Origin of the sequence: Kitasatospora sp. NPDC086801 (assembly GCF_044745805.1) — a bacterium.
In the GTDB taxonomy this organism is placed as follows: domain Bacteria; phylum Actinomycetota; class Actinomycetes; order Streptomycetales; family Streptomycetaceae; genus Kitasatospora.
Genome location: NZ_JBIVAX010000008.1, coordinates 84,886 through 107,535, shown reverse-complemented (window position 1 = coordinate 107,535; position 22,650 = coordinate 84,886). Strand labels below are relative to the sequence as shown.

Genomic DNA, 22,650 nt, shown 5'->3' with positions numbered 1-22,650 from the left:
AAGCTCAGAACCTCAGCTCAGAACCTCAGCTCAGAGCCTCAGCTCACCGCCGCCGTCTCGCGGAGGAATCCGGTGAGCAACTCGAAGGTCTCCTCGGGCCGTTCCAGGCCGGGGAGGTGGCCGGCCCAGGGCAGTTCGAGCCGGCGGGCGCCGGGGATCCGCGCCGCCACGGAGTCGGCGATCCGCCGGAAGTCCTCCACGTCGTGGCCGCCGGACACGACCAGGCAGGGCGCCGTGATCCGGGAGAGGTCCGCTTCGTCGTCGGTGGGGCCGACCTCGGCGTCCGCCTGCACCTCGAAGGCGCGCCGCTGCATCCGGCGGACGAGTTCGCGGGCCTCGTCGCCCGCCTCCGGGCCCAGCCAGCTCTCGACGTTGAGCTCGACGGCGCCCTCGACGTCCCCGGTCGCGAGGAGTTCCCGCTCCCGCGCGGCGAAGGCCATCAAGGCGTCACCGGCGACGTGCCCGGACGCCCCGGAGCAGAGCAGGGCCAGGGCGGTGACGGCGTCGGGGCGCAGCGCCGCCACGTCCATGGCGATCTTCCCCCCGTACGAGGCGCCGATCAGCGCGGCGGTCTCGACGCCCAGGTGGTCGAGGAGCGCCAGCACGTCCTGCGCGTCGCTGTACGGGGCGTCGGCGATCGGCGTGTCACCGAAGCCCCGGAAGTCGCACCGGATCACCCGGTACCCGGCGTCGGCCAGTCCCTGCCACTGCGGGTCCCACATCCGCCGGTCGCACACGGACGAGTGCAGCAGCACCAGGGCGTGGCGGTTCCCCGGCAGGTCGGAGGACACGTCAGGAGATACGTCATGGGAGAGGATCATCTGCGGATCGTATCGACGCCTCTGAGGGACACCAACCGGTTTGGTGATCGGCGGGAGTAAGCGCTTTGGGCCACCGCCGGGCTCTAGGTGGGTGAGGAGGTGCTCATGGGAGAAACGAAGACCGACCGGGACGAGGAGTTCCAGGCGTTCATCGTCGGGGCCTGGCCACGGCTGCTGCGGACGGCATACCTGCTGGCCGGGGAGCAGTACGCGGCCGAGGACCTGGTGCAGTCCGCGGCGGAGAAGGCCTGCGCGGCCTGGACGAAGGTGCGCCGGGCCGGCGATCCGCACAGCTACGTGCGGCGGATCCTGGTGAACGAGCACGCCCGCCGCTGGCGGCGCCGCGCGCCGGAGCTGCTGGTGGACGCCGTGCCGGACGCGGCCGGGCCGGAGGACGGCTACGCCCGCTCCGACCAGCGCGGCGCGCTGATGGCGGCGCTGGCCACCCTGCCGGCCCGCCAGCGCGAGGCCGTGGTGCTTCGGCACTGGGAGGACCTGAGCGACAGCCAGGCCGCGGTGGCGATGGGCTGCTCGGTGGGAGCCGTGCGCAGCCACGCGGCCAAGGGGATAGCGAAGCTGCGGGAGGCCGCGGCGCTGAAGGAACTCAAGGACATGACACCCATCGGAGGTGCGGTATGAGCGCGGGCGGCAACGGCGGAACGGTCGGCATGGGCGCGGCGGGCGAGGACGGCGACGTGTGGGTCGGGCTCGGCCTGGCGGAGGCGGCGGCCGGGGCGAAGATCGGCCCGGCGCCGATGACGGACATCCTGGCGGGCGGCCGCCGGATCCGGCGGCGTCGCCGGTCGGTGGTCGGCGCGCTCGCGCTGGCCTCGGTGGTGGTGCTGGGCGGCGGGGCGATGGCGGGTCTGCACGGCTCCCCCGCGGGCGGCGACACCGTGCAGGCGCTCGTCCCGGCCAACGGCGCTCCCGGCGGCGGCACCGGGGGCGGTCCGGCCGCCCAGCCGACCGGCGCGCCCTCGGCGGCGGCCGAGCGGGACCCGTTCACCCCGGTCCGGGTGGTGATCGGGCAGGGCGTCGTGGACGGCAAGGAGTGGAAGCTCTGGGAGGCGCTGTGGCCGGCCGCCCCGACGGAGCGGGCGTACGAGCAGGCGGTGGCCGTCTGGCAGGAGCGCAGCGCCGTCGACCCCTCGATCGACAAGCCGACGGAGGATTACGTCCGGCAGTACCAAAAGCCCACCGAGGACGTCGTGAACGACTACGTCACCCTGGACGGGGTGCGCCAGAAGCACGACGAGGCGGGCAGCTACCCGGCGCCGGGCACCCTCGACCCGCGGATGGCCGACACGTTCGGCGGCGGCATCATGGGCCCCCGGGACAAGGCCGGCACCCCCGGCCCGCTACCGATCAAGCTCGCGGTGATGAGCCTCGGCCCCGAGGTCGGCAAGGTCGTGGTGACCTGGACGGACGGCACGGTCCTCGAACCGCAGCTGGTGACCGTCGGGGACTCCCCGTACCGGCGGCTGGTGGTCGCCCAGCAGCCCGACAAGAAGGTGAAGTCCTGGCAGTTCTTCAACAAGGAGGGCGCCAAGCTGCCCGACGCCGGTACGAAGTTGCTGACCGAGTAGCGGTCGGCACGACCGCCTGAGCACGACCGCCCCGCACCGCCCGTCCGCACCGCCCGTCCGCACCGCCCGTCCCGCACCGCCCGTCCCGCACCGCCCGTCCCGCACGCCGAAGCGGGGCGGGGCGGGGCGCCTCACGGGAACGCGGGAGAACGTGCTCCCCCGGTCGGGGGAGGTCATAGATCGGCCGCCCGAGCAGACTGGCGATCACAGCCGGGGAGGACTCCCTGGCCCCGATGACGGCAACGGAGTTGACTCGTGCGCGAGCAGATGTGGCAGACGGTTCCTTCCCGGCGGCGGCAGGGCGGTCGGCGCGGGATCGTGGCGGCGGCGGCCGCGGTGGCCGTCGGCGTCATGACCGCGGGCACCGCCCTGGCACCGTCCACGGCAGCCGCCGCCCCCCGCCCGGACGCCGTCCAGCAGGGGCTGAACGCGCTGGTCCGTGACGACGGCCTGCCCGCCGCGCTGGCCGGCGTCCAGGGCCGTGACGGCCGCACCCGCAGCTACGCCGCGGGGGTCGGCGACGTGGCCACCCGCGCGAAGGTGCCGGTCGACGGCCAGGTGCGGATCGGCAGCAACACCAAGACGTTCACCGCGGTGGTCGTACTGCAGCTGGTCGGCGAGGGGAAGATCGGGCTCGACGAGCCCGTCGAGTCCTACCTCCCCGGCCTGGTCCGCGGCGACGGCATCGACGGGCGCCACATCACGGTCCGTCAACTCCTCCAGCACACCAGCGGGCTCCCGGACTACGAGGGCTACATCGACGAACCCTCCATCCAGCACCGGTACTTCGAGCCGCGCGACCTGCTGGACCTCGCCTTCCAGCACAAGGCCGACTTCGCCCCGGGGGCGAGCTTCAAGTACAGCAGCACCAACTACGTGCTCGCCGGCCTGGTCGTCCAGAAGGTCACCGGCCGCCCCCTCGCCGAGCAGATCGACCAGCGCATCATCAAGCCCCTCGGCCTGCGCCACACCTACTTCCCCGCCCAGGGCGACCGGACCATCCGGGAGGCCCACCCCCAGGGCTACCGCAAGGACGCGGCCGACGGGCCCCTGATCGACTTCACGGAGATGGACCCCTCCGCGGGCTGGGCGGCGGGCCAGATGATCTCCACCAACTCCGACGTCAACCGGTTCTTCACCGCCCTCCTCGGCGGCCGCCTCCTCCCCCCGGCCCAGCTCGCCCAGATGCGCACCACCGTCCCCATCGGCGACAGCGGCGCCGGCTACGGGCTGGGGATCATCAGCCGGCCGCTGTCCTGCGGCGGCGTCTACTGGGGCCACGGCGGCGACATCCCCGGCTACGAGACCCGGGGCGGTGCGACGGACGACGGCCGCGCCGTCAACATCGCGGTGACCACCGTCCCGCCGGACGCCGCCGGCTCGGAGCACGTCGAGAACGTCGTGGACACGGCCCTGTGCCGCTGACCGAAGTCCGGTGAGGGAGTGGGAAGTCGGCTGGGCCGATTTCCCACTCCGCCTTTCCACCCCGCTCAGGTTCCGTGCCGAGACGGAACAGCCCTAGAGCTGCGTGAGGCCGCCGTCGACGAGCAGTTCCGCGCCGGTGGTGAAGGAGCTCTGGTCCCCGGCCAGGTAGAGGGCGGTGGCGGCGACCTCCTCGGGCCGGCCGACGCGGCCGAGCGGGGTCGGCCCGGCGCCGCCGGTCTGGGCGAAGGCCTGGTCGACCTGGGGGTACGCGGCCCGCAGCTCGTCGGCGCCGGGGGTCGTGACCGGGCCCGGGGTGAGGGCGTTGACCCGGATGCCGCGACCGGCGAGTTCGGTGGCCCAGGTGCGGGCGAGGCTGCGGATCGCGGCCTTGGTCGCGGCGTAGACGCCCAGACCCGGGACGCCGCGCAGGGCCGCGCTGGACGAGAGCAGGATCACCGAGGCGCCGGCCGACAGCAGCGGGAGCGCCTTCTGCACGGTGAACACCGTGCCCTTGAGGTTCACGGAGGTGGTGTGGTCGTACTCCTCCTCGGTGATCTCGCCGAGCGGGCCGAAGTCCCCGAGGCCCGCGTTGGCCACGACGATGTCGAGCCGGCCGCTGCGTTCGGTGATCTCGGCGAAGAGCCGGTCGAGGTCGTCGAGCTTCGACACGTCGCCCCGGACGCCGATGCCCCGGCTGCCGACCTGCTCGACGGCGGCCGCCAGCTCGGCCTCGCGGCGGCCGGTGAGGTAGACGGTCGCCCCCTCGGCGGCGAAGCGGCGGGCGATGGCCAGGCCGATGCCGGTGGAGGCGCCGGTGACGAGGGCGGTCTTGTTGTCCAGCTGTCCCATGAGATTCTCCGAATCTTGACGTAACTATTCTTGTTACATTTTTGGGCGCAAAAACCGGCGCAGGAAGCACTGCCACGGCCGAGGCTAGGCAGCCTTCAGTACATCGCGCAGCACATCCTCCAGCGTGGTTCCCGACAGCTCCCGGCGAAGGGTGGCCTCGATCCCGTCGTAGACGGCGGCCATCACCGGGGCGATGCCGTGGCCCACGACGCACTCGGGGTCGGGTGCGGCGGGGTGCAGGGCGAAGATCGGCCCTGGCTCCACCGCCTCGTAGACGTCGAGCAGGGTGATCGCCGACAGGTCCCGCGACAGCGTCCAGCCGGCCCCGGCACCCCTTCGCGAGTCGACCAGGCCCGCCTTGCGCAGCTGGGCCAGCAGGCGGCGGATCACCACGGGGTTGGTGTTGACGCTCGTCGCGATCTGCTCGGAGGTGGCGACCTCGTGGCCACGGCGCTGGTACAGCCCGATCCAGGTCAGGGCGTGTGCGGCGACGGTCAACCTACTGTTCGCGCTCATGCCGCCCATCACCCCTCTCCATGTCGTAACTGTAATAGTTACATCGACTGGCGGCAAGCGCGGCACGGCCACATCGGCGGGGCCGACTTCCCACTCCTCACCGCCTAAAGAGCGGTGGGCCGTCTGCGAGCCCGGGTGAGCCGGCGGTACGCGAGATGGACCGCGAGGCCCAGCAGGGTCATGACGACGGACGCCACCAGTGCGACCACATCGAGCGCGTTCCGGCCCAGTGAGTTCCAGAATCCGATGCTCGAAGCAAGGGCGGCGATGTCCGTGTGCCGGGGGTCGTACACCACCGCCACGGTGTCGCGGGCCTCGACGGTGTCGGTGACGTAGGCGAGTCGGGTCTCGACGGACGCCCCCTCGGAGGTCGTGAACCGCACCCGGCAGTTGGCGTTGCCCGCCGGGTTGTCCTGCGGCGCGCTCACCTCAGTGCACTCGGTGACGACCGCCGGCACGTGGACGCCGCGACTGCGGAGAGCCGACGTCACCCCCATGTCGTGCGGTATCAGGTAGACCAGGCTGAGGACGAACAGCAGGACCCCCAGGCCGATCATGGCGAGCGAACCGTTCCGCACGGTCCGGCCGTGGTCCGGCGCGTTCTCCATCGGTCCCCCCGGGTGTCGGCCCAACTGCCCACGTGCGATCACGCTACCCGCACCCGCCGACACCGGCCGAAGCGCGATCTCCCGCACGTCCACCACACACCGCCCGACCGGCGGCAAGCGACTCCCCCGGAGCCCCGCCGGGCGTGACTCGGACCGCCATCACGTGTTTATATTGAACAATGGTTCAACCGAAAATCGGACACCACCCCCATGCCCCGCACGCCTGAGGCCTCGGCGGCCGTCCGCGAAGCGACCCGCGCCAAGATCCGGCGCGCCGCCGTCCTGCTCATGGCCGAACAGGGCTACCGCGCCACCACCCTGCGCCAGGTCGCCACCCGGGCCGGCGTCGCCGACGGACTGCCCTCCCGCCACTTCGGCAGCAAGGACGGCCTGCTGATCGACATCGCCGACGGCTGGCGCGAACGGACCCGCGCGGCGCTCGCCGCCCAGCCGGCCGACAGCCCCGCCGCCACCCTGCGACTCCTGGTCCGCTCCGCCCTGCTGGGCCTGGACGCCGCCCCCGAGGAGGTCGAGGAGAGCCGGGCCGTCTCCGCCCTGCTCGCCGACCCCGAAGCCCGCGCCGTCCTGGTCGCCGCAGGCGCCGACCTCGCCTCCGCCGATCTCTTCCAGGCCCTGGACGAAGCCCTGGCGGCCTGCCGCGTCCCCGACCCCGCCGCTGCCCGCCTGCTCCTCCTCGCCGGCATCCGCGGCGGCCTCACCCTCGCCGCCGAGGACCCGGCCTTCCCGCTGCGCGACCTGGAAGCGGCCCTGCTCGCCCACATCCTGCCGACGACCTGACCCCTCCCCGAGCTCTGAAAGGCCCCGCCATGACCGCCGAAACCGACATCCGCCCCTACCGCATCGCGATCGAACAGCACCAGCTCGACGACCTGCGCGACCGCCTCGCCCGCACCCGCTGGCCCGACTCGCTGCCCGGCACCGACTGGGACTACGGCGTCCCGCTCCACTACCTCCAGGACCTGGCCGAGTACTGGCGGACCGGCTACGACTGGCGCGCACACGAGGCCAGACTCAACGCCTTCCCGCAGTACACCACCACCATCGACGGCGCCAACGTGCACTTCCTGCACGTCCGTTCACCCGAACCCGACGCCACCCCGCTGATCATCACGCACGGCTGGCCCGGCTCGGTGGCCGAATTCCTGGACATCCTGGGCCCGCTCACCGACCCCCGCGCCCACGGCGGCGACCCGCGCGACGCCTTCCACGTGGTCGCGCCCTCCATCCCGGGCTACGGCTTCTCCGGTCCGACCCGCCAACTCGACTGGGACTACCGCCGCGTGGCGCGCGCCTGGGCCGAACTGATGGACCGCCTCGGCTACCCGCGCTACGGCGCCCAGGGCGGCGACTGGGGCTCCGGCATCTCCCGCGAACTCGGCCTCGCCGCCCCCACCCGGGTCATCGGCGTGCACGTCAACACCTCCCCCACCTTCCCCACCGGCGACCCGGCCGTCCTCGACGCCCTCGACCGCGAACGGCTCGACACCTGGGCCCGCCACCAGGCCGAAACCTCCGGCTACACCGCCGTCCAGGCCACCCGCCCGCACACCGTCAGCTACGCGCTCACCGACTCACCGGTCGGCCAACTCGCCTGGATCGTCGAGAAGTTCCGCGAATGGACGGACTGCGACGGCGGCCTTCCCGAAGGCGCCGTACCCCGGGACCACCTCCTCACCAACGTGATGCTGTACTGGCTGACCGCCACCGCCGGCTCCTCCGCGCGGCTGTACAAGGAGTCGGCCCGCAACGGCTGGACCGAGGCCGCCCCCTCCACCGTCCCCACCGGCATGGCCGTCTTCCCCCACGACATCACCCTCCCGGTCCGCGCCTTCGCCGAACGCATCGACAACATCGTGCACTGGACCGAGTTCGACCACGGCGGCCACTTCGCCGCCCTGGAACAGCCCGAGTCGCTGGTGGCCGACATCCGGACCTTCTTCCGCTCCTTGGCGGGTGGTTGGAGCGAGGTCTGAGTTGCGTCCGCCTCCACTGCGCCCCGATGCGCCCTTGACTCCACACCCGGGCGGGGCCCAAGGTCGTTGCAACTGAGCGCAACTGACTCGACAGCGGAGGCGGTTATGAAGCTACGGTTCGTCGGCAAGGACCCCGAGTCCGGGGACCACGGGTGTCCCTCCGTGTGGGTGGACGAGGAACGGGCAGAGCTGGTGATTCAGGGCTGGAAAGCGGACGAGGCGACGAAAGTCGAGTGCCTGAAGGCCGGGCCGATTCCCGAGCACGAGACCGTCATCCGGCTGCCCCGGCGCATGATTCCACTTCTCAGGGAGGCCCTTGGTGACACAGACGCTCTCTAGCTTCGCCGATCTGATCAAATCCGCGCGTCATTCGGCGCTGCACCTTGAGATGCGAGACTGGTACTCGGTGGAGAGCGAAACCGAGGGGTTCGCCGCGTGGCGCCACGGGAAGAGGCTCGATCCCGACAACCGCGAGTCCTGGTGGCGACCTTGGCTCGATCTGGTACAGGAAGTCACCGGCCGAGGCGTCGCGATTCGCCGCGCCCGTGTGGTCTCGGAACCGGTGAGCGATTACATCCGCTTCGAGCACTCCGGCACTTTCACCAACATTGCCGCCGGCGAAGATATCCGCTGGCTCCCCAGACGCAGCGCGTCCGGAATCGCTCTTCCCGGCAATGACTGCTGGATCTTCGACGGTCGACTCGTTCAGTTCAACATTTTCGATGGTGCCGGCCGATGGGTCCACACGGATCAGACGGAAGACGCCGCGATGGTAGCGCTGTGTGCTTCGGCTTTCGAAGCGGTCTGGGAGTCCGGGATCCCTCACGAGAAGTTCACCGTCTAGCTCCCCGCACAGAAACCCGATCGGCTAGTTCATGTCCTCCAATCCGCTCTCCAGCGCGAAGTCCCTGCGTGCGACGATAGCCGCGCGCCTGGACGCGATGAAGAAGGATGCCGGGCTCACAGGGGATGAACTAGCCGCTCGTTGTGGATGGCACAAGTCAAAGTCATCTCGGATCTCGCGAGGCGTGACTCCACCATCGGACGCCGACATCCGCGCATGGTGTGCCGCCTGTGGCGTCGATGACCAGGCGGCAGACCTCATAGCCGCCTCGCGTTCCGCTGATTCCATGTACATACAGTGGCAGCAGATTCACCGTGACGGCATGCGGAAGATCCACGAAAAAACGGTTCCGCTATACCAGCGAACCCGACACTTCCGCGTCTACGCGTCCAATGTCGTACCGGGGATGCTGCAAACCGCCGAATACGCATCCGGCCTTTTGCGCTCCATCACGGACTTCCAGGGGACACCTGACGACGTCGACCAAGCCGTCCAGGCCAGGATCGAGCGATCAAGTGTCATCCGCAACGCAGGGCAGCGGTTCGCGATTCTGGTCGAGGAATCGGTCTTGTATTACCGAGTGGCCGACGATGCCGCGATGGCGGGCCAGCTCGGTCACCTCCTGTCGGTGATGGCACAGCCGAACGTATCCTTCGGAATCATCCCCTTCGGCGTGCGTCGTTCGGTTTGGCCACTTGAAGCGTTCTACGCCTTCGATGAAGACCTGGTCGCCGTGGAAACCTTGACGGCGGAAATCAACATCTCGACGCCGAGCGAAATCGGCACCTACCACAGGGCGTTCGCCGAGCTGGCGAAACTCGCCGATCGGGGTGCGGCAGCACGCGCGTGCATCACCAAGGCTGTCAACTCCCTCGGGTGAACCGGTGCAACCGAGTGCAACTTCGTGGACCGCGGCACTCATGGCTTCCTACTGTCGATCTGACGGCACCTCATCGGTCAATGCCGGTTGGGCGCCGCCTCCCTTCAGCATCGAACAGGAAGGCAGTGCAGTGAGCGACCTGTACGAGATCGAGATCCCGGCCGGACTCGCCGCCTACAAGGCGTGCGGCGGGAACCAGGGTGGGGGTGACGACGGGGAGTCGTGCGTGACCCTGCGGGAGGTGCCGGGGGTGGCGGGCGGGTTGTGGGTGATGGGTGACACCAAGGCGCCGGGGCGGGAACTGCGTTTCACCACCGTGGAGTTGAGCTCCGCCGGTATCGACCCGAACCGCTTTACGACCTCCGCCTGACGTACCACCTCGCACCAGCGGGCCCCGTTCCCAACGCAACTGGGAGCGGGGCCCGCCGCACACCCAGGGTAGGGCGCTCATGGATCACTGGAACAGGCCCGGCCTCCACTGGCACTGCTACGCGTGGGCGGGCGGCAGGCAGCCCGATGACGCCGAGCGGCGGCCGCCGGGACCGCAGAACAGCTTACGACCCGAATGGGCCAGCCCGGTACCGCCGTTGGAGGTCATGCACTGGCTCGCCAAGTCGGCGGCGCAGATCAGGCTCACCACCAACGACCCCGCCGAGGCGCTCGACTGGCTGGGCAAGCAGCTCGCCGACTCCCCCGCCTCGGAGGCCGACCTCCCCGCGTCCACCCGGCTGGATCACGCCCTGGCGTTCCTCGACACGTTCCCGCACGACGTGGTGTGGACGTACTGGACACCCGGCCAGCAGCTCCGGTCGGTCGCCGCCGTGGCGTGCCCCCGGACGTTCGGCCCCACGTCCGAAACGCCCCCGCCCTGCCCGCTTCGACGGCGCTGACCGGCGCTGACCGGCGCTGACCAGCTAACCGCCAGCCTCCCACCGGGTCGTGACAGCGTGTCGAGTGGCGGCGCACGATCCGCGACGAGAGGGTGACCGACGCAGGACCTCACCTGAAGGAGCGAGAATGCCCGAAGTCACCACCCCGTACACGACCGGCACCCCGTGCTGGGTCGATCTGATGGCGCAGGACCAGCAGGCGGCGCTGGACTTCTACCGCGACCTGTTGGGCTGGCAGGGGCAGGTCGGCCCGGCCGAGTTCGGCGGGTACGCGGTCTGCGAGCTGAACGGCAAGCCGTCCGCCGGGATCGGCCCGGCGATGGCCCCGGAGGGGATGCCCACCCCGCCGACCGTGTGGACCAGCTACCTGTCCACCACCGATGCCCAGGCCACCCAGGACGCGATCGTCGGCGCGGGCGGCACCCTGCTGGTCCCGGCGATGGACGTCGGCGAGCTCGGCCGGATGCTGATCGCCGCCGACCCGCAGGGCGCGGTGTTCGGCGTCTGGCAGCCGGGCGAGTTCTTCGGCGCCCGGGTCGTCAACGAGAGCGGCGCACTGACCTGGAACGAGCTGCACACCAGCGACGTACCCGGCGCCACCGCCTTCTACGGCGCGGCGTTCGGCATCGAGATCGAGCCGGCGCAGGGCGCCGAGCAGTACTGGGAGCTACGGGTCGGCGGCCGGGCCGTCGGCGGGGTCTCGCTGCTCGCCAACGACCCGCCCGGCACGCCCGCGCACTGGCTGACGTACTTCGCGGTGGACGACGTCGACTCCACCGTGGACGCCCTCGTCAAGCACGGCGGCACCGTCCTCGCCCCGCCGTTCGACATGGTGGCGGGCCGGATGTCGGTGGTGGCCGACCCGCAGGGCGCGCCGTTCGCGGTGATCACACCGAAACCGATGTAGGTGGACGGCACGGCCCACCGCGCACGGTGTCGCGGTGGGCCGTCTCCGTCCGACTCCCGTCCGTACAACTCCCGCCCGTACGGGTCACTCCGGCGCGACGGCCGTCACCCCCGCCATCACTCCCGCTGCGCGCGGCCGACGGCGCTGAGCACCGCCCGCACGCCTGCCGTGAGCACCGAGCCGTCCCGCCCGGCGCCCCAGACCACCTGTCCGCCGACCCCGCCGACCCGGGCCTCGACGTAGGCGACAGCGTCGCTACCAACACCCGCACCAGCACCGACGGCGTGCTCGCTGAAGTGCAGGATGTCGACCCCGACCCCGCCGACCCGCAGCGCGTCGGCCACCGCGTCGAGCGGCCCGGCGCCCTCGCCCCGCCGGCCGTCGACCTCCGCCCAGTCGTCGCCGACCCGCCACGGCCAGTCCGGCGCCGCGTCCAGGTACTCCGCGCGGAACAGTCCGTACAGGTCCTCCGCCGCCACCTCCCGCCCGCTGTCGTCGGTGGCCTCCTGCACGACCCGGGAGAACTCGATCTGGAGCCGCCTCGGCAGTTCCAGCCCGTGCCCGGTCTGGAGCAGGTAGGCGATGCCGCCCTTGCCGGACTGGCTGTTGACCCGGATGACCGCCTCGTAGTCGCGGCCCAGGTCGGCCGGGTCGATCGGCAGGTACGGCACCGACCAGGGCGCCTCGCGCGCCGGGACGCCCGACTCGGCGGCCGCCTTGGCGTGGTGGGCGAAGCCCTTCCTGATGGCGTCCTGGTGGGTGCCGGAGAAGGCGGTGTGCACCAGGTCCCCCACGTAGGGGTGGCGCTCGTGCACGGGCAGCCGGTTGCAGTGCTCGACGGTGCGGCGGATCTCGTCGATGTCGGAGAAGTCGAGCATCGGGTCGACGCCCTGGGTGTGCAGGTTGAGCGCCAGCGTCACCAGGTCGACGTTGCCCGTCCGCTCGCCGTTGCCGAACAGGCACCCCTCCACCCGCTGCGCGCCGGCCAGCACGGCCAGTTCGGCGCAGGCGACGCCCGTCCCCCGGTCGTTGTGCGGGTGGACGGAGAGGATCACCGACTCGCGGCGCTCCAGGTGCCGGTGCAGGTACTCGATCTGGTCGGCGTAGACGTTGGGGGTGGCGATCTCGACGGTGGCCGGCAGGTTGTGGACGACGGGCCGGTCGGGGCTGGCGTCCCACAGTTCGGTGAGGCCGTTGCAGACCTCCAGGACGTAGTCCGGTTCGGTCAGGTTGAACACCTCGGGCGAGAACTGGAAGCGCACCCCGGGCCGGCCGTCGGCCCGCCGCGCCAGGTGGGTGGCGGCCTCGGTGATCAGGGCCCGCAGTTCGTGCCGGTCGCGCCCGAGGACGACCTCGCGCCAGAGCGGGGCGGTGGCGGTGTAGAGGTGGACGACGACGCGGGGCAGGCCTTCGACGGCCTCGAAGGTGCGGTCGATCAGGTCGGCGCGCGCCGCCGTGAAGACGACGACGGTGACGTCCTCGGGCACCGCGCCGGGCACGGTGGCCAGTTGCCGGACGAAGTCGAAGTCGGTGCGGCTGGCGGAGGGGTAGCCGACCTCGATCTCCTTGAAGCCCATGGCCAGGAGCAGGTCGAACATCCGCTGTTTGCGCGCCGGATCCATGGGTTCGGCCAGCGCCTGGTTGCCGTCGCGCAGGTCGACGGGGACCCACAGCGGGGCGTGGGTGGTCCGTCGGCCGGGCCAGCGCCGCATCAGCGCGGGGACGTGCACGCGTTCGTGGGCGGGCCGGTAGCGGTGGGAGGGCATGGCACCCGGGCGCTGCGGGTTCCAGGCGGGGGCGGTGACCGGGACGGGACCGGCAGGGGTACGCAGGGTCGGGAATCGCATGATGAGTCCTTACGGAGGTACCGGTGGACCGGCAGGACGGCGCCCCGCAGCGGGGTGCCGGTCCGGTCACGCCCCGCTGCGGCCACCAAGAAGAAGGCCACCCAGGGGGAGACTCCACGGCTGCATGCCGGGTAGACTAACCACGAATCAAGTCCTCAGACAACCTGATAGGTGAACGCGATGTCCCCGCTCGGCCCCCTCCACCGCTCCCCCCTGGTCGACCAGGCCGCCCGGCGCCTGGAGGAGCAGATCACCGCCGGACACTGGCCGGTGGGCGGGAAGCTGCCGGGCGAGGTGGCCCTGGCGAAGGAGCTGGGCGTCGGCCGCTCGACCGTCCGGGAGGCGCTGCGCGCGCTGTCCGGCGCCGGGATGGTGCAGAGCCGGCAGGGATCGGGCGTGTTCGTGACGGCGGCCCGGCCCGCCCTGGACTGGCCGACCCGGCTGCGCCGGGCGGAGCTGGCGCACGTCTACGAGGTGCGCACCGTGGTCGAGGTGCAGGCGGCCCGGCTGGCGGCCGCGCGCCGCACGGAGGCGGACCTCGCCGCCGTGGACGCGGCGCTGGCCACCCGGCTGGCGGCGGGCGGCGCGGACGACGCGGCCTTCGTGGACGCCGACATCGCCCTGCACACCGCCGTGGTGGCGGCCGCGCACAACCCGGTGCTGGACGACCTGTTCGCCCAGTTCGCGCCGGTGCTGAGGGAGCAGCTGGTGGCCCTGGTGGGGGTGCTGGGGCTGCGCACCGGGGACCCGAACCACGGCTACGCGTCGCACGCGGACCTCGTCGGGGCGCTGCACCGGGGCGATCCCGAGGAGGCCGGGCGGGTGCTGGCGGCCGAACTGGAGGCCACCCGGTCACGCCTGTTGGCCGACTGAGCGGGGCGGACGAGGCGAAGGAAGAGGTGGCCGAATCGGTCGGCCGGGCAACCGACCGACCGTCCGGCCGGACATCCGGAGCGCGGACACACAGTTTTCACACGGCGGCCACCCGGCCGCCCACACCGAGGGTCGACGCCCCGTCAACCCGCTCCGAACTGGGATGCTTCGGCTACGGACGATCAACCGTCAGGCGACATTGTGTCCGGAGCGTGTGCGACCACGGCCCAGGCGGCGAACGCACTTTCACTCCAATCACACGGTATGACTAGTATCGCCTCGTCAAAGCCCGTGCCCCGGACGGCCCGCCCCGATCAGGCCGGCCGCCATCCCCAAGGAGACTGCTCTGCGCGCGCGTGCGAATCGGCGGCCCCCGACGCCGAAGGCCCCCCGCAGGCGTCCGCGCCTGTCACTGCGGACGGCGCTGCTCGTCCTCGCCGTCGTCCCCAGCATCGCCCTCGCCGCCCTGTGGGCGGTCACCAGCGGCGAAACCGTGTTCGACTTCCAGCGCCAGGCCGCCCAGGGCATGCTCGCCCAGAAGGCCGGCCAGCCCTCCAACATCGTCTACTACAGCCTCCAGGAAGAGCGCCGGCTCAGCGCCGAGGCGCTCGCCCGGCCCGGCGGCAACACCGACCAGCTACGCCGCCAGCGCCAGCAGACCGACGACGCGGTCCGCCAGTTCCAGGTCCTCTCCGGCGAGACCGCCGACAACGCCCCCGACGAGGTCCGCACCGCCGTCACCGAGGCCCGCCAGGCGATGGGCAGGCTCGCCGAACAGCGCGCCGCCGTCGACCACGGCTCGATCGACCAGCAGACCCTCTACGCGTACTACACCGACCTGATCGCCGTCGACCTGCGGCTGTTCACCGCGCTCAGCCGCGTCGACGCCGGCGAGGTCACCTGGGTCTCCAAGACCCTGGTGAACACCTTCTGGGCCAAGGAGATGCTCGCCCGCGAGGACGCCATCCTGGCCCGCGGCTGGCCCACCGGGCGGCTCTCCGCCGCCGACTACCAGCAGGTGCAGCAGGCCGTCGGGGCGCAGGAGCACCTCTTCACCGTCCAGGTCCTCCCGTACATCCCGGACGGCGAGTCCGCCGCCTGGCACGACCTGATGAACAGCCCCGCCTGGCAGGCCAAGGCCGCCGTCGAGCAGTCGCTCACCAAGCCCACCGCCGGCGAGGCCAACGGCACTGTCAAGCTCCCCGCCGCCCAGGACCAGTGGCGCCAGGCCCTCGACCAGCTCAACCCGCAGCTGATCAAGGCCATCGAGACCCGCACCAGCGCCATCGTCGACGTGGGCAAGGGCGCCATCCTCTCCCTCCTCACCAGGGTCGTCCTGACCACCGTCGTCGGCCTGATCACCGTCGTCGCGGTGATCATCGCCTCCTGGCGGCTCAGCCGCTCGCTGCGCCGGCGCATCAAGGAACTGCAGACCCAGGCCGAGGAGATGGAGCGCACCCTCCCCGAGGTCGTCGAGCGCCTCGGCCGCGGCGAGCAGGTCGACGTCGAGGCCGAGTCCCGCACCATCACCGCCGGCCCGCACGGCAACGGCACCGACGAACTCGCCCGCCTCGGCCAGGCCCTCAACCTGGCCCGCGCCTCCGCCGTCGAGGCCGCCGTCAAGCAGGCCGAACAGCACCGCGGCTTCGAGCGGCTGCTCCAGCGCATCGCCCGCCGCACCCAGCTGCTGATCGGCCGCCAGCTGCGCAAGCTCGACGAGCTGGAGCGCAAGCACGAGGACCCGGAGGTCCTGGAGGGCCTGTTCGACCTCGACCACCTCACCGCCCGCCTGCGCCGCTACGAGGAGAACCTCGTCATCATGGCCGGCGGCCAGCCGCAGCGGCGCTGGCGCAAGCCCGTCCCGCTGCTGGACGTGCTGCGCGCCGCGCAGGGCGAGGTGCAGGACTACCGCCGGATCATGCTCGACGTCGAGGGCCACCCGTGGCTGTCCGAGCGGGCCGTCGGCCCGGTCGCGCACGTGCTCGCCGAGCTGATGGAGAACGCCACCACCTTCTCCAAGCCGCCCACCCCGGTCGAGGTCCGGGCCGCCATGGTCGGCCGCGGACTCGCCGTCGAGATCGAGGACCGCGGCCTCGGCATGGACCCCGAGCAGTACGACGCCGCCAACGAACTGATGAGCCGCCCGCCCCGCACCGACGTGCTCGCCCGGGCGGACGACGTCCGCCTCGGCTTCCACGTCGTCGCCCGGCTGGCCGCGCACAACGGGCTGAAGATCGAGTTCCGGCCGTCCGCCTTCGGCGGCACCCGGGTCGTCGTGCTCGTCCCCGACGAACTCGTCATCGACGGCGACGCCGGACTGCCCGACGCCGCGCCCGTCGAACCGATCCCGCTCGTGCGGCGCTCCCGCAAGGCGCTGCTCACCGCCTCCAACGAGGCGCCGGAGCCGCAGCCGGCGGCGCCGCCGGTCGCGCCCGTGGACTCCTTCCCGCCGGGAGAGTCCTTCGCCCCGGCGGAGGCTTTCGCGCCGGCGCAGTCCTTCGCACCGGCGGAGACGTTCGGGCAGGTCGAGGCCTTCGGGCAGGTCCAGCACGTGGAGCAGCCCGGGTACGTCGAACCGCTCGGGCAGACCCAGCAGCTCCCGCAGGTCCAGCAGGTCCCGCACGACCCACTGACCGACCCACTGACCGACCCGCTGACCAGCCCGTTGGCCGACCCACTGACCGACCCGCTCACCGCCCCCGTCCAGGCCTTCGGGCACGTCGAGTACGTCCAGCCCGAGGCCGCACCCGCCGCCGAGCCGGTGCCGTTCCCCGCCCCGTACGCCGAGCAGCCGATCGAGCACAGCTCCCCGGCGGCCCCCGACACCCCGGTCGACCAGGTGCCCTCGCACGACGTGCCCGCCTACCCGGACATCGCCTACGCCCGGGTCACCGACGCCGAGGCCCCGTACGCCGACGAGCAGTACCGCCCGGCCGACCACTACCGGCTGGCCGAACGGCGCCGGCGCCGCGAGTACGCCTCCGCGGTGCCGCTCAGCCCCGCCGAGACCGAGCAGCCGCCGCTGCCCCAGCGCGTCCGGCAGGCCAGCCTGGCCGCCGAACTGCGCGTCCCGCCGGCGCCCCGCCCGCAGTGGGCCGAGCCCGCCGCCGGGCCCCGCGCCGAACCCGCGGCCCCGGTCACCGAAGCCGCCGGCGGCCCCTTCCAGCGCCCGGCGAAGCGCTCCGGTGCGACGATCGGCGCCTTCCAGCGCCAGTCCCGCGCCGCCCGCGCCCAGGACAGCGGCGAGCACCCGCTGCCCGGGGCCGCGACCCCGCCGGCTCCCCCCACCGCCCCCGCCGGCTCCCCGACGCCCGCGCCCGGCCCCTCCCCCTGGGCCCTGCCGGCCGCGGACCCCCGAACCACACGAACGGATGACCAGTCATGAACCGAACGATCGCCACCCACCAGGACCTGGACTGGCTGCTGGACGGACTCGTCGACTCGGTGCCCGGGACCAGGAACGCCGTCCTGCTCTCCGACGACGGCCTGGTCGTCAGCCACTCCCGCACCATCGAACGGGCCGACGCCGAGCGCCTCGCCGCCGTCGCCACCGGCCAGCAGAGCCTCGCCCGCGGCGTCGGCCAGCTCTTCGACGGCGGGCCCGTCCTCCAGGTGATCGTCGAGCTCGCCGAGTGCTGGCTGTTCATCATCGCCGCCGCCCAGGGCACCCACCTGGCCGTCGTCGCCTCCCAGGAGGTCGACGCCGAGGTCATGTCGGTCGCCATGCACACCCTGGTGCAGCAGGTCGGCCAGAAGATGACCACCCCGGTACGCAGCGAGCCCGGCCCCGCCTCCCCCGCCTCCCCCGCCGGCTTCGACGCCTTCGCCGCCCGGAACCGGGGCTGACACCGGTGGGCCCGTACGGGAACGGGGGTTGGCAGCGCGGCGGCGTTCCGCACTGGAGCGAACTGCCGGACGAGGACGCCGAGGTCGAGTCGGGCGCCATGGTGCGCCCGTACACCATCACCCGCGGCCGTACCGCCCCCGAACGCGACGACCTCACCCTGATCACCGTGCTCACCACCGTCGAGGACGAGGCCGCCCGGGCCCTGGCGCGGGGCAGCCGCGCCGGTGCCCGCGGCCTCCAGCCCGAGCACCGGATGATCCTCGACCGCTGCCGGCGGCCGGCCGCCGTCGCCGAGGTGTCGGCCGGCCTGGACCTCCCGGTCTCGGTCACCAAGATCCTGTTGGGCGACCTGGTCGCCCAGGGCCTGCTGCGGGCCCGGGCGCCGCTCTCGGTGGCCCGGGCCGCCGGAGGCGTGGACCTCGGCCTGCTCACGGCCGTTCGCGAAGGACTCCGGAGACTCTGAACCATGGCAACACCCCACCCCAGCAGTGCCGTTGACGCCACCGTCCCCACCGCGCCGGCCGCCGTCAAGATCCTCATCGCGGGCGGCTTCGGCGTCGGCAAGACCACCCTCGTCGGCTCCGTCAGCGAGGTCACCCCGCTGCGCACCGAGGAGTACCTGACCCGGGCCAGCGTCGGCGTGGACGACCTGTCCGGCGTCGACCAGAAGGACACCACCACCGTCGCCCTCGACTTCGGCCGGATCACCGTCAACCCGGACCTCGTCGTCTACCTGTTCGGCACCCCCGGGCAGGAGCGCTTCTGGTTCATGTGGAACGACCTCGTCAACGGCGCCCTCGGCGGCATCGTCATCGCCGACACCCGCCGGCTCGACACCAGCTTCGCCTCCATCGACTTCTTCGAGAGCCGGGGCATCCCCTTCGTCGTCGCCATCAACTGCTTCCACAGCCACAACACCCGCACCCCCGACGAGATCCGGGCCGCCCTCGACCTCGACCCACAGGTGCCGATGCTCCTCGGCGACGTCCGCGAACGCGCCTTCGGACGCGACCTGCTGCTCGCCCTGGTCGACCACCTGATGGACCTCGCCGCCGCCCCCGTCGGCTGAACCGCCCTTCCCCAGGAGCCACTCCATGACCTCACCCCTGCGCGTCCTCGTCCACGGCGGCGGCATCGGCGGGCTCACCCTCGCCACCGCCCTCGCCTCGCGCGGCCACCACGTCGACGTCGCCGAACTGCGCGACCAGCTGGAGGCCCTCGGCGTCGGCATCATCCAGCCCTCCAACGCCCTCCACGTGATGCGCGAGATCGGCGTCCTCGACGACTGCCTCGCCGCCGGCTTCGAGTGGGAGGTGCTGACCATCTGCGACCCGGCCGGCGCCACCCTCGCCAAGATCCCGCAGCCGCGGATGGGCGACGTCCCCTCCAACAACGGCATCCCCCGCCCCGCCCTCGCCCAGGTGCTGGCCACCGCCGCCACCCGGGCCGGCGCCACCCTGCGCTTCGGCACCACCATCGCCGACCTCGCCGAGGACGCCGACGGCGTCGACGTCACCCTCACCGACGGGCACCGCGGCCGCTACGACCTCGTCGTCGGCTTCGACGGCATCGGCTCGCCGCTGCGCAAGCGCCTCTACGGGGAGAAGTACGCGCCGGAGTACACCGGCTTCGCCAACTGGCGCGTCACCCTGCCGCGTTCGCCCGAGGTCCAGGGCGTGGTGATGTCCACCGGCAACCTCCGGGCCAAGGCGCTGCTCACCCCGATCAGCGACGACCTCATGTACCTGGGCTCGGTGTTCGCCGAGGCCGAGGACTTCCGGCCCGACCCGGGGCACGCCCACGAGCAGCTCGCCGAGCGCCTGGCCGGCTTCGGCGGCCCGATCGCCGAGGCCCTCGCCCAGGTCACCGACCCGGCCTCCGTGGTCTACACGCGGATCTCCCAGGTCAGCGTCGAGGAGCCCTGGCACGTCGGCCGGATCGCGCTCGCCGGCGACGCCGCCCACGCCTCCACCCCGCACCTCGCCCAGGGCGCCGCGATGGCCGTCGAGGACGCCCTCGTCCTCGCCCGGAGCCTGGACGCCGCCGAGGCCGTCCCCGCCGCGCTCGCCGCCTGGGAGGAGCGCCGCCGCCCCCGCGCCATGTGGGTCCAGGCGCTCTCCCGGGCCATCCTCAAGCAGGAGACCGGCACGCCCACCACCCCGGAGGAGGACGAACTCCTCAAGGTCGGCATCCCGGGCGCCGCCCACGTCCTCGTCCAGCCGTACTAGCCGTACCGGCCGGTCTGCTGCGCGCTCCCGCGCGGCAGACCGGCGGCAGACCGGCGGCCGACCGGGTCAGGCGCCGGGGATCTCGTGCCGCCGCTGCCACACCGCCGCCGAGACCCGGGCCAGCAGCCGGGCCGCCGGGTCCGTGCGGTCCTCGCCCGAGGCCAGCGGGCCGGTGTAGCAGACCGCGATCAGGTAGGGCGGGCAGTCCTGCGGGTGGACCAGGCCCACGCTGTGCCGGGCGCCCGGTACCCAGCCGTTCTTGAAGGCGATCCGGGTGCCCGGCGGCAGCCCCGCCGCCAGGTCCACCCGGAACGCGTTGCGCTCCAGCAGCGCCAGCAACTCCGGCTCCCCGCCCAGGGAGTGCAGCAGCCGCACCAGGTCCCGCGCGCTCACCCGGTTGTGCACCCCCGCGTCGCGCGCCGCGTAGTCCTCGATCCCGCGCGGGCTCGCGCTGCGCGTCGCCCCGGCCCGCCGCCAGGCCTCGGCCACCGCCGCCCGGTCGACCCGGGCCAGGCACAGGTTGGTGGCCAGGTTGGAGGAGTGCGTGATCATCCGTTCGGCGAGCAGCCGTAGCGGGGCGGTGCTGCCGACCAGCTCCCAGGGCAGCGAATCGCTGTCCCACGCCGGGTCGTTGCCGAACTCCCCGCCCACCACGGACGCGAAACGGTTCACCACCGGCACCTCGGCGTCCAGCTCCACCCCGCTGCGGTGCAGCGCGGCCAGCACCGCCACCTTCATCGTGCTCGCCGCGTCGTGCACCTCGTCCGGCTCGCGCACGAACACCGGCTCCGCCTCGCCCGCCCAGGGGGCCACCACCACAGACAGCATGGCCGAAGCCTAGAGCCTGGCGGGCTACTTGACGCAGGTCCGGTCCGTGCCGGGCAGCCGGCCCGTGGCCAGGTAGGCGTTGACGGAGTCGTCGACGCAGGCGTTGCCGTAGACGCCGAAGGTGGCGTGCTGGAAGGCGCCGTCGAGGGTGACCAGCCGGGAGCCGGGCAGCATGCCGTGCAGGGCGACGCTGCCCGGGTACGGGGTGCGCGGGTCGCCGCTGGCGGCCACGATCAGGGCCGCGGTGTCGCGCCGCACCCGGGTGGGCTCCTCGCGCGGGGCGTCCCAGAAGGCGCACGGGGTGATGTCGTCGGTCATCGGGCCGAACAGCGGGTGGGCGGCCCGGTCGCGTTCGATGTCGCGCCAGTACTGCTCGGGGTCGTGCGGGGTGGCCACGTCCCCGCACAGGATCGCGGTCTGCACGCTGCCGGCGGCCGAACCCGCGCTGGTGAACGCCTCCCGCAGGAGGGCGGCGAACGCGGGCGACAGCCGGGTGGGCCGCCCGTCGGCGGCCCCGGCCAGGACGGACAGCTGCTCGGCGAGGCTCGCCCGCGCCGGGTCGAGGTCGCTCGCGATCCCGGCGAACAGCAGCGCGGGCACCTGGCTGCCGTCGAGCCGGAAGACCTCGGGGGCGGCGCCGACGGTGAGCGGCTCCCGCGCGGAGGCCGCCACGACCCGGTCGACGGTGGCGCGCACCTGCTCGCGGGTGCGGCCGAGGCCGTAGGCGGCGTCCCGCGCGGCCGTCCAGTCGGCCCAGCCGTCGAGCGCCCGCTCGTGCTCGTTCTCCGTGCCCCGCATCAGCCGGGGGTCGTAGCGGCGCGGGTCCAGCGCCCCGTCGAGGACCACCCGGTCGTAGCGGCCGGGGAACATCTGGGTGTAGGCCGTGCCCAGATAGGTGCCGTACGAGTACCCCAGGTAGGAGATCTTCCGCTCGCCGAGCGCGCCCCGGACGACGTCCAGGTCGCGGGCCGTGTTCCGGGTCGTCACGAAGGGCAGCACCGAGCCGTTGGTGGCCCGGCACTTGTCGGCCACGCTCTTCGCCCGCGCCGTCTGGAGGTCGAAGCCCGCCCGGTCCGGGCCGGCCGAGGGCAGGCCGGGGCCGGCGGACAGGCCGCAGTCCAGCGGGGTGCTGCGGCCGACGAAGCGCGGGTCCACGCCGATCACGTCGTAGCGGGCGCCGGTCTCCTTCATCGCCCCGCGCACGAGCACGGAGTTGGCGAGGCCCGGCCCGCCCGGGCCGCCGAAGTTGAGCAGGAGGGAGCCGATCCGGTGCCGGGTGTCGGTGGCCTTGAGCCGGGATATCGCGACGGTGATGGTCCGCCCCCGGGGGTCGGCGTAGTCGAGCGGCACGGTCACGTCCGCGCAGCGCGCGCCCGCGCTCTCCAGGCCGCGGCCCACCTCGTCGTCCGGGCCCAGGACGCAGCTGCGCCAGTCGAGGCGCTGGTGGTGGTAGCGGTCGAGTCCGGCTCCGGAGGCTGCGGGGCTCGCGCCAGCGGCCGTCGCGGCGGGCGCCGTGGCGAGGCAGGCGGTCAGGGCGAGGCCCACGGCCGAGGCGCGGCTCGTCAAGGCCTTGGGGGTACTCATGCGGTCTCCTGGCGGTGACGGGTGCGGTCGGGTGACCGGGAAGTCGGTCACACCGACTTCCCGCGCGTCAGCCTTCCAGCGCACCCGGCACCGGATCATCACCCTGGGACACGAACTGTCGGT

Annotated in this window: 24 protein-coding genes; 17 read left to right on the top strand and 7 right to left on the bottom strand. The window is 72.7% G+C overall.

The features are described 5' to 3' along the window. Nucleotides 1–38: 38 nt before the first annotated feature. Entirely contained in the window at nucleotides 39–821 is a 783-nt protein-coding gene (locus ACIPLC_RS12600) for an alpha/beta fold hydrolase (protein WP_400472946.1), read from the bottom strand. Nucleotides 822–926: 105 nt separating this feature from the next. Between ACIPLC_RS12600 and ACIPLC_RS12595 the strand changes: the two genes are divergently transcribed. The 3 genes from ACIPLC_RS12595 (at nucleotide 927) to ACIPLC_RS12585 (ending at nucleotide 3,832) form a co-directional block, all read left to right on the top strand. After that, on the top strand, nucleotides 927–1,460 hold the full coding sequence (locus ACIPLC_RS12595; RefSeq protein ID WP_400472945.1) for a SigE family RNA polymerase sigma factor: 534 nt from the start codon (nucleotides 927–929) through the stop codon (nucleotides 1,458–1,460). Further along, the gene (locus ACIPLC_RS12590) at nucleotides 1,457–2,407 is read left to right on the top strand and encodes a hypothetical protein (RefSeq protein ID WP_400472944.1); all 951 of its coding nucleotides are present in this window, start codon (nucleotides 1,457–1,459) and stop codon (nucleotides 2,405–2,407) included. Before ACIPLC_RS12595 ends, ACIPLC_RS12590 begins: the two co-directional genes overlap by 4 nt. A gap of 351 nt (nucleotides 2,408–2,758) precedes the next feature. After that, nucleotides 2,759–3,832 carry a serine hydrolase domain-containing protein gene (locus ACIPLC_RS12585; RefSeq protein ID WP_400473032.1) on the top strand — a complete coding sequence of 358 codons (1,074 nt, stop codon included), beginning with the start codon at nucleotides 2,759–2,761 and terminating at the stop codon, nucleotides 3,830–3,832. Nucleotides 3,833–3,925: 93 nt separating this feature from the next. On the opposite strand, the gene ACIPLC_RS12580 is transcribed toward ACIPLC_RS12585, so the two are convergent. The 3 genes from ACIPLC_RS12580 to ACIPLC_RS12570 form a co-directional block, all read right to left on the bottom strand. Then, nucleotides 3,926–4,681, bottom strand: a complete 756-nt coding sequence (locus tag ACIPLC_RS12580) for an SDR family NAD(P)-dependent oxidoreductase (RefSeq protein ID WP_400472943.1) — start codon at nucleotides 4,679–4,681, stop codon at nucleotides 3,926–3,928. Nucleotides 4,682–4,765: 84 nt separating this feature from the next. Continuing rightward, nucleotides 4,766–5,197 carry an Rrf2 family transcriptional regulator gene (locus tag ACIPLC_RS12575; protein WP_400472942.1) on the bottom strand — a complete coding sequence of 144 codons (432 nt, stop codon included), beginning with the start codon at nucleotides 5,195–5,197 and terminating at the stop codon, nucleotides 4,766–4,768. A gap of 104 nt (nucleotides 5,198–5,301) precedes the next feature. Continuing rightward, nucleotides 5,302–5,805 carry a DUF3592 domain-containing protein gene (locus ACIPLC_RS12570; protein WP_400472941.1) on the bottom strand — a complete coding sequence of 168 codons (504 nt, stop codon included), beginning with the start codon at nucleotides 5,803–5,805 and terminating at the stop codon, nucleotides 5,302–5,304. Between the two features lie 210 nt (nucleotides 5,806–6,015). Here ACIPLC_RS12570 and ACIPLC_RS12565 point away from each other — a divergent pair, with 210 nt between their 5' ends. From ACIPLC_RS12565 to ACIPLC_RS12530, 8 genes are all read left to right on the top strand, one after another. Next, on the top strand, nucleotides 6,016–6,603 hold the full coding sequence (locus ACIPLC_RS12565) for a TetR/AcrR family transcriptional regulator (RefSeq protein WP_400472940.1): 588 nt from the start codon (nucleotides 6,016–6,018) through the stop codon (nucleotides 6,601–6,603). 29 nt (nucleotides 6,604–6,632) lie between these two features. Continuing rightward, entirely contained in the window at nucleotides 6,633–7,799 is a 1,167-nt protein-coding gene (locus tag ACIPLC_RS12560; protein ID WP_400472939.1) for an epoxide hydrolase family protein, read from the top strand. 105 nt (nucleotides 7,800–7,904) lie between these two features. After that, nucleotides 7,905–8,138, top strand: coding sequence for a hypothetical protein (locus tag ACIPLC_RS12555; protein ID WP_400472938.1), 234 nt, complete (start codon nucleotides 7,905–7,907; stop codon nucleotides 8,136–8,138). Beyond that, nucleotides 8,119–8,643: a DUF6879 family protein gene (locus tag ACIPLC_RS12550; RefSeq protein WP_380423780.1), complete on the top strand. Its 525-nt coding sequence runs from the start codon at nucleotides 8,119–8,121 to the stop codon at nucleotides 8,641–8,643. The genes ACIPLC_RS12555 and ACIPLC_RS12550 overlap by 20 nt, the downstream gene beginning before the upstream one ends. A gap of 31 nt (nucleotides 8,644–8,674) precedes the next feature. Further along, entirely contained in the window at nucleotides 8,675–9,523 is an 849-nt protein-coding gene (locus tag ACIPLC_RS12545; RefSeq protein ID WP_400472937.1) for a helix-turn-helix domain-containing protein, read from the top strand. 130 nt (nucleotides 9,524–9,653) lie between these two features. Further along, complete coding sequence (locus ACIPLC_RS12540) at nucleotides 9,654–9,893, top strand: DUF397 domain-containing protein (protein WP_400472936.1); 240 nt, start codon at nucleotides 9,654–9,656, stop codon at nucleotides 9,891–9,893. 79 nt (nucleotides 9,894–9,972) lie between these two features. After that, nucleotides 9,973–10,413 (top strand): hypothetical protein, encoded by a 441-nt coding sequence (locus ACIPLC_RS12535; RefSeq protein WP_400472935.1) that lies wholly within the window; start codon nucleotides 9,973–9,975, stop codon nucleotides 10,411–10,413. 127 nt (nucleotides 10,414–10,540) lie between these two features. Continuing rightward, nucleotides 10,541–11,320: a VOC family protein gene (locus ACIPLC_RS12530; RefSeq protein WP_400472934.1), complete on the top strand. Its 780-nt coding sequence runs from the start codon at nucleotides 10,541–10,543 to the stop codon at nucleotides 11,318–11,320. A gap of 116 nt (nucleotides 11,321–11,436) precedes the next feature. Here the strand turns inward: ACIPLC_RS12530 and ACIPLC_RS12525 are convergent, their stop codons facing one another. After that, nucleotides 11,437–13,167 (bottom strand): 2-isopropylmalate synthase, encoded by a 1,731-nt coding sequence (locus ACIPLC_RS12525; protein ID WP_400472933.1) that lies wholly within the window; start codon nucleotides 13,165–13,167, stop codon nucleotides 11,437–11,439. Between the two features lie 180 nt (nucleotides 13,168–13,347). On the opposite strand from ACIPLC_RS12525, the gene ACIPLC_RS12520 reads away from it, so the two are divergent. The 6 genes from ACIPLC_RS12520 (at nucleotide 13,348) to ACIPLC_RS12495 (ending at nucleotide 20,115) form a co-directional block, all read left to right on the top strand. Then, complete coding sequence (locus tag ACIPLC_RS12520; protein ID WP_400473031.1) at nucleotides 13,348–14,040, top strand: FadR/GntR family transcriptional regulator; 693 nt, start codon at nucleotides 13,348–13,350, stop codon at nucleotides 14,038–14,040. A 493-nt stretch (nucleotides 14,041–14,533) separates the two neighbouring features. Continuing rightward, nucleotides 14,534–17,425 (top strand): nitrate- and nitrite sensing domain-containing protein, encoded by a 2,892-nt coding sequence (locus ACIPLC_RS12515; RefSeq protein WP_400472932.1) that lies wholly within the window; start codon nucleotides 14,534–14,536, stop codon nucleotides 17,423–17,425. Then, nucleotides 17,422–17,886: a roadblock/LC7 domain-containing protein gene (locus tag ACIPLC_RS12510; protein WP_400472931.1), complete on the top strand. Its 465-nt coding sequence runs from the start codon at nucleotides 17,422–17,424 to the stop codon at nucleotides 17,884–17,886. The genes ACIPLC_RS12515 and ACIPLC_RS12510 overlap by 4 nt, the downstream gene beginning before the upstream one ends. 5 nt (nucleotides 17,887–17,891) lie before the next feature. Beyond that, nucleotides 17,892–18,350 (top strand): DUF742 domain-containing protein, encoded by a 459-nt coding sequence (locus ACIPLC_RS12505; protein ID WP_400472930.1) that lies wholly within the window; start codon nucleotides 17,892–17,894, stop codon nucleotides 18,348–18,350. Nucleotides 18,351–18,353: 3 nt separating this feature from the next. After that, nucleotides 18,354–18,956 (top strand): GTP-binding protein, encoded by a 603-nt coding sequence (locus ACIPLC_RS12500; protein WP_400472929.1) that lies wholly within the window; start codon nucleotides 18,354–18,356, stop codon nucleotides 18,954–18,956. Nucleotides 18,957–18,981: 25 nt separating this feature from the next. Beyond that, nucleotides 18,982–20,115: an FAD-dependent monooxygenase gene (locus tag ACIPLC_RS12495; protein WP_400472928.1), complete on the top strand. Its 1,134-nt coding sequence runs from the start codon at nucleotides 18,982–18,984 to the stop codon at nucleotides 20,113–20,115. Between the two features lie 66 nt (nucleotides 20,116–20,181). Here ACIPLC_RS12495 and ACIPLC_RS12490 read toward each other — a convergent pair whose 3' ends face one another. Next, a complete protein-coding gene (locus ACIPLC_RS12490) occupies nucleotides 20,182–20,943 on the bottom strand; it encodes a serine hydrolase (protein ID WP_400472927.1) in 762 nt (253 codons plus the stop codon). Nucleotides 20,944–20,967: 24 nt separating this feature from the next. Next, on the bottom strand, nucleotides 20,968–22,527 hold the full coding sequence (locus ACIPLC_RS12485; RefSeq protein WP_400472926.1) for an alpha/beta hydrolase: 1,560 nt from the start codon (nucleotides 22,525–22,527) through the stop codon (nucleotides 20,968–20,970). Nucleotides 22,528–22,650: the final 123 nt, after the last annotated feature.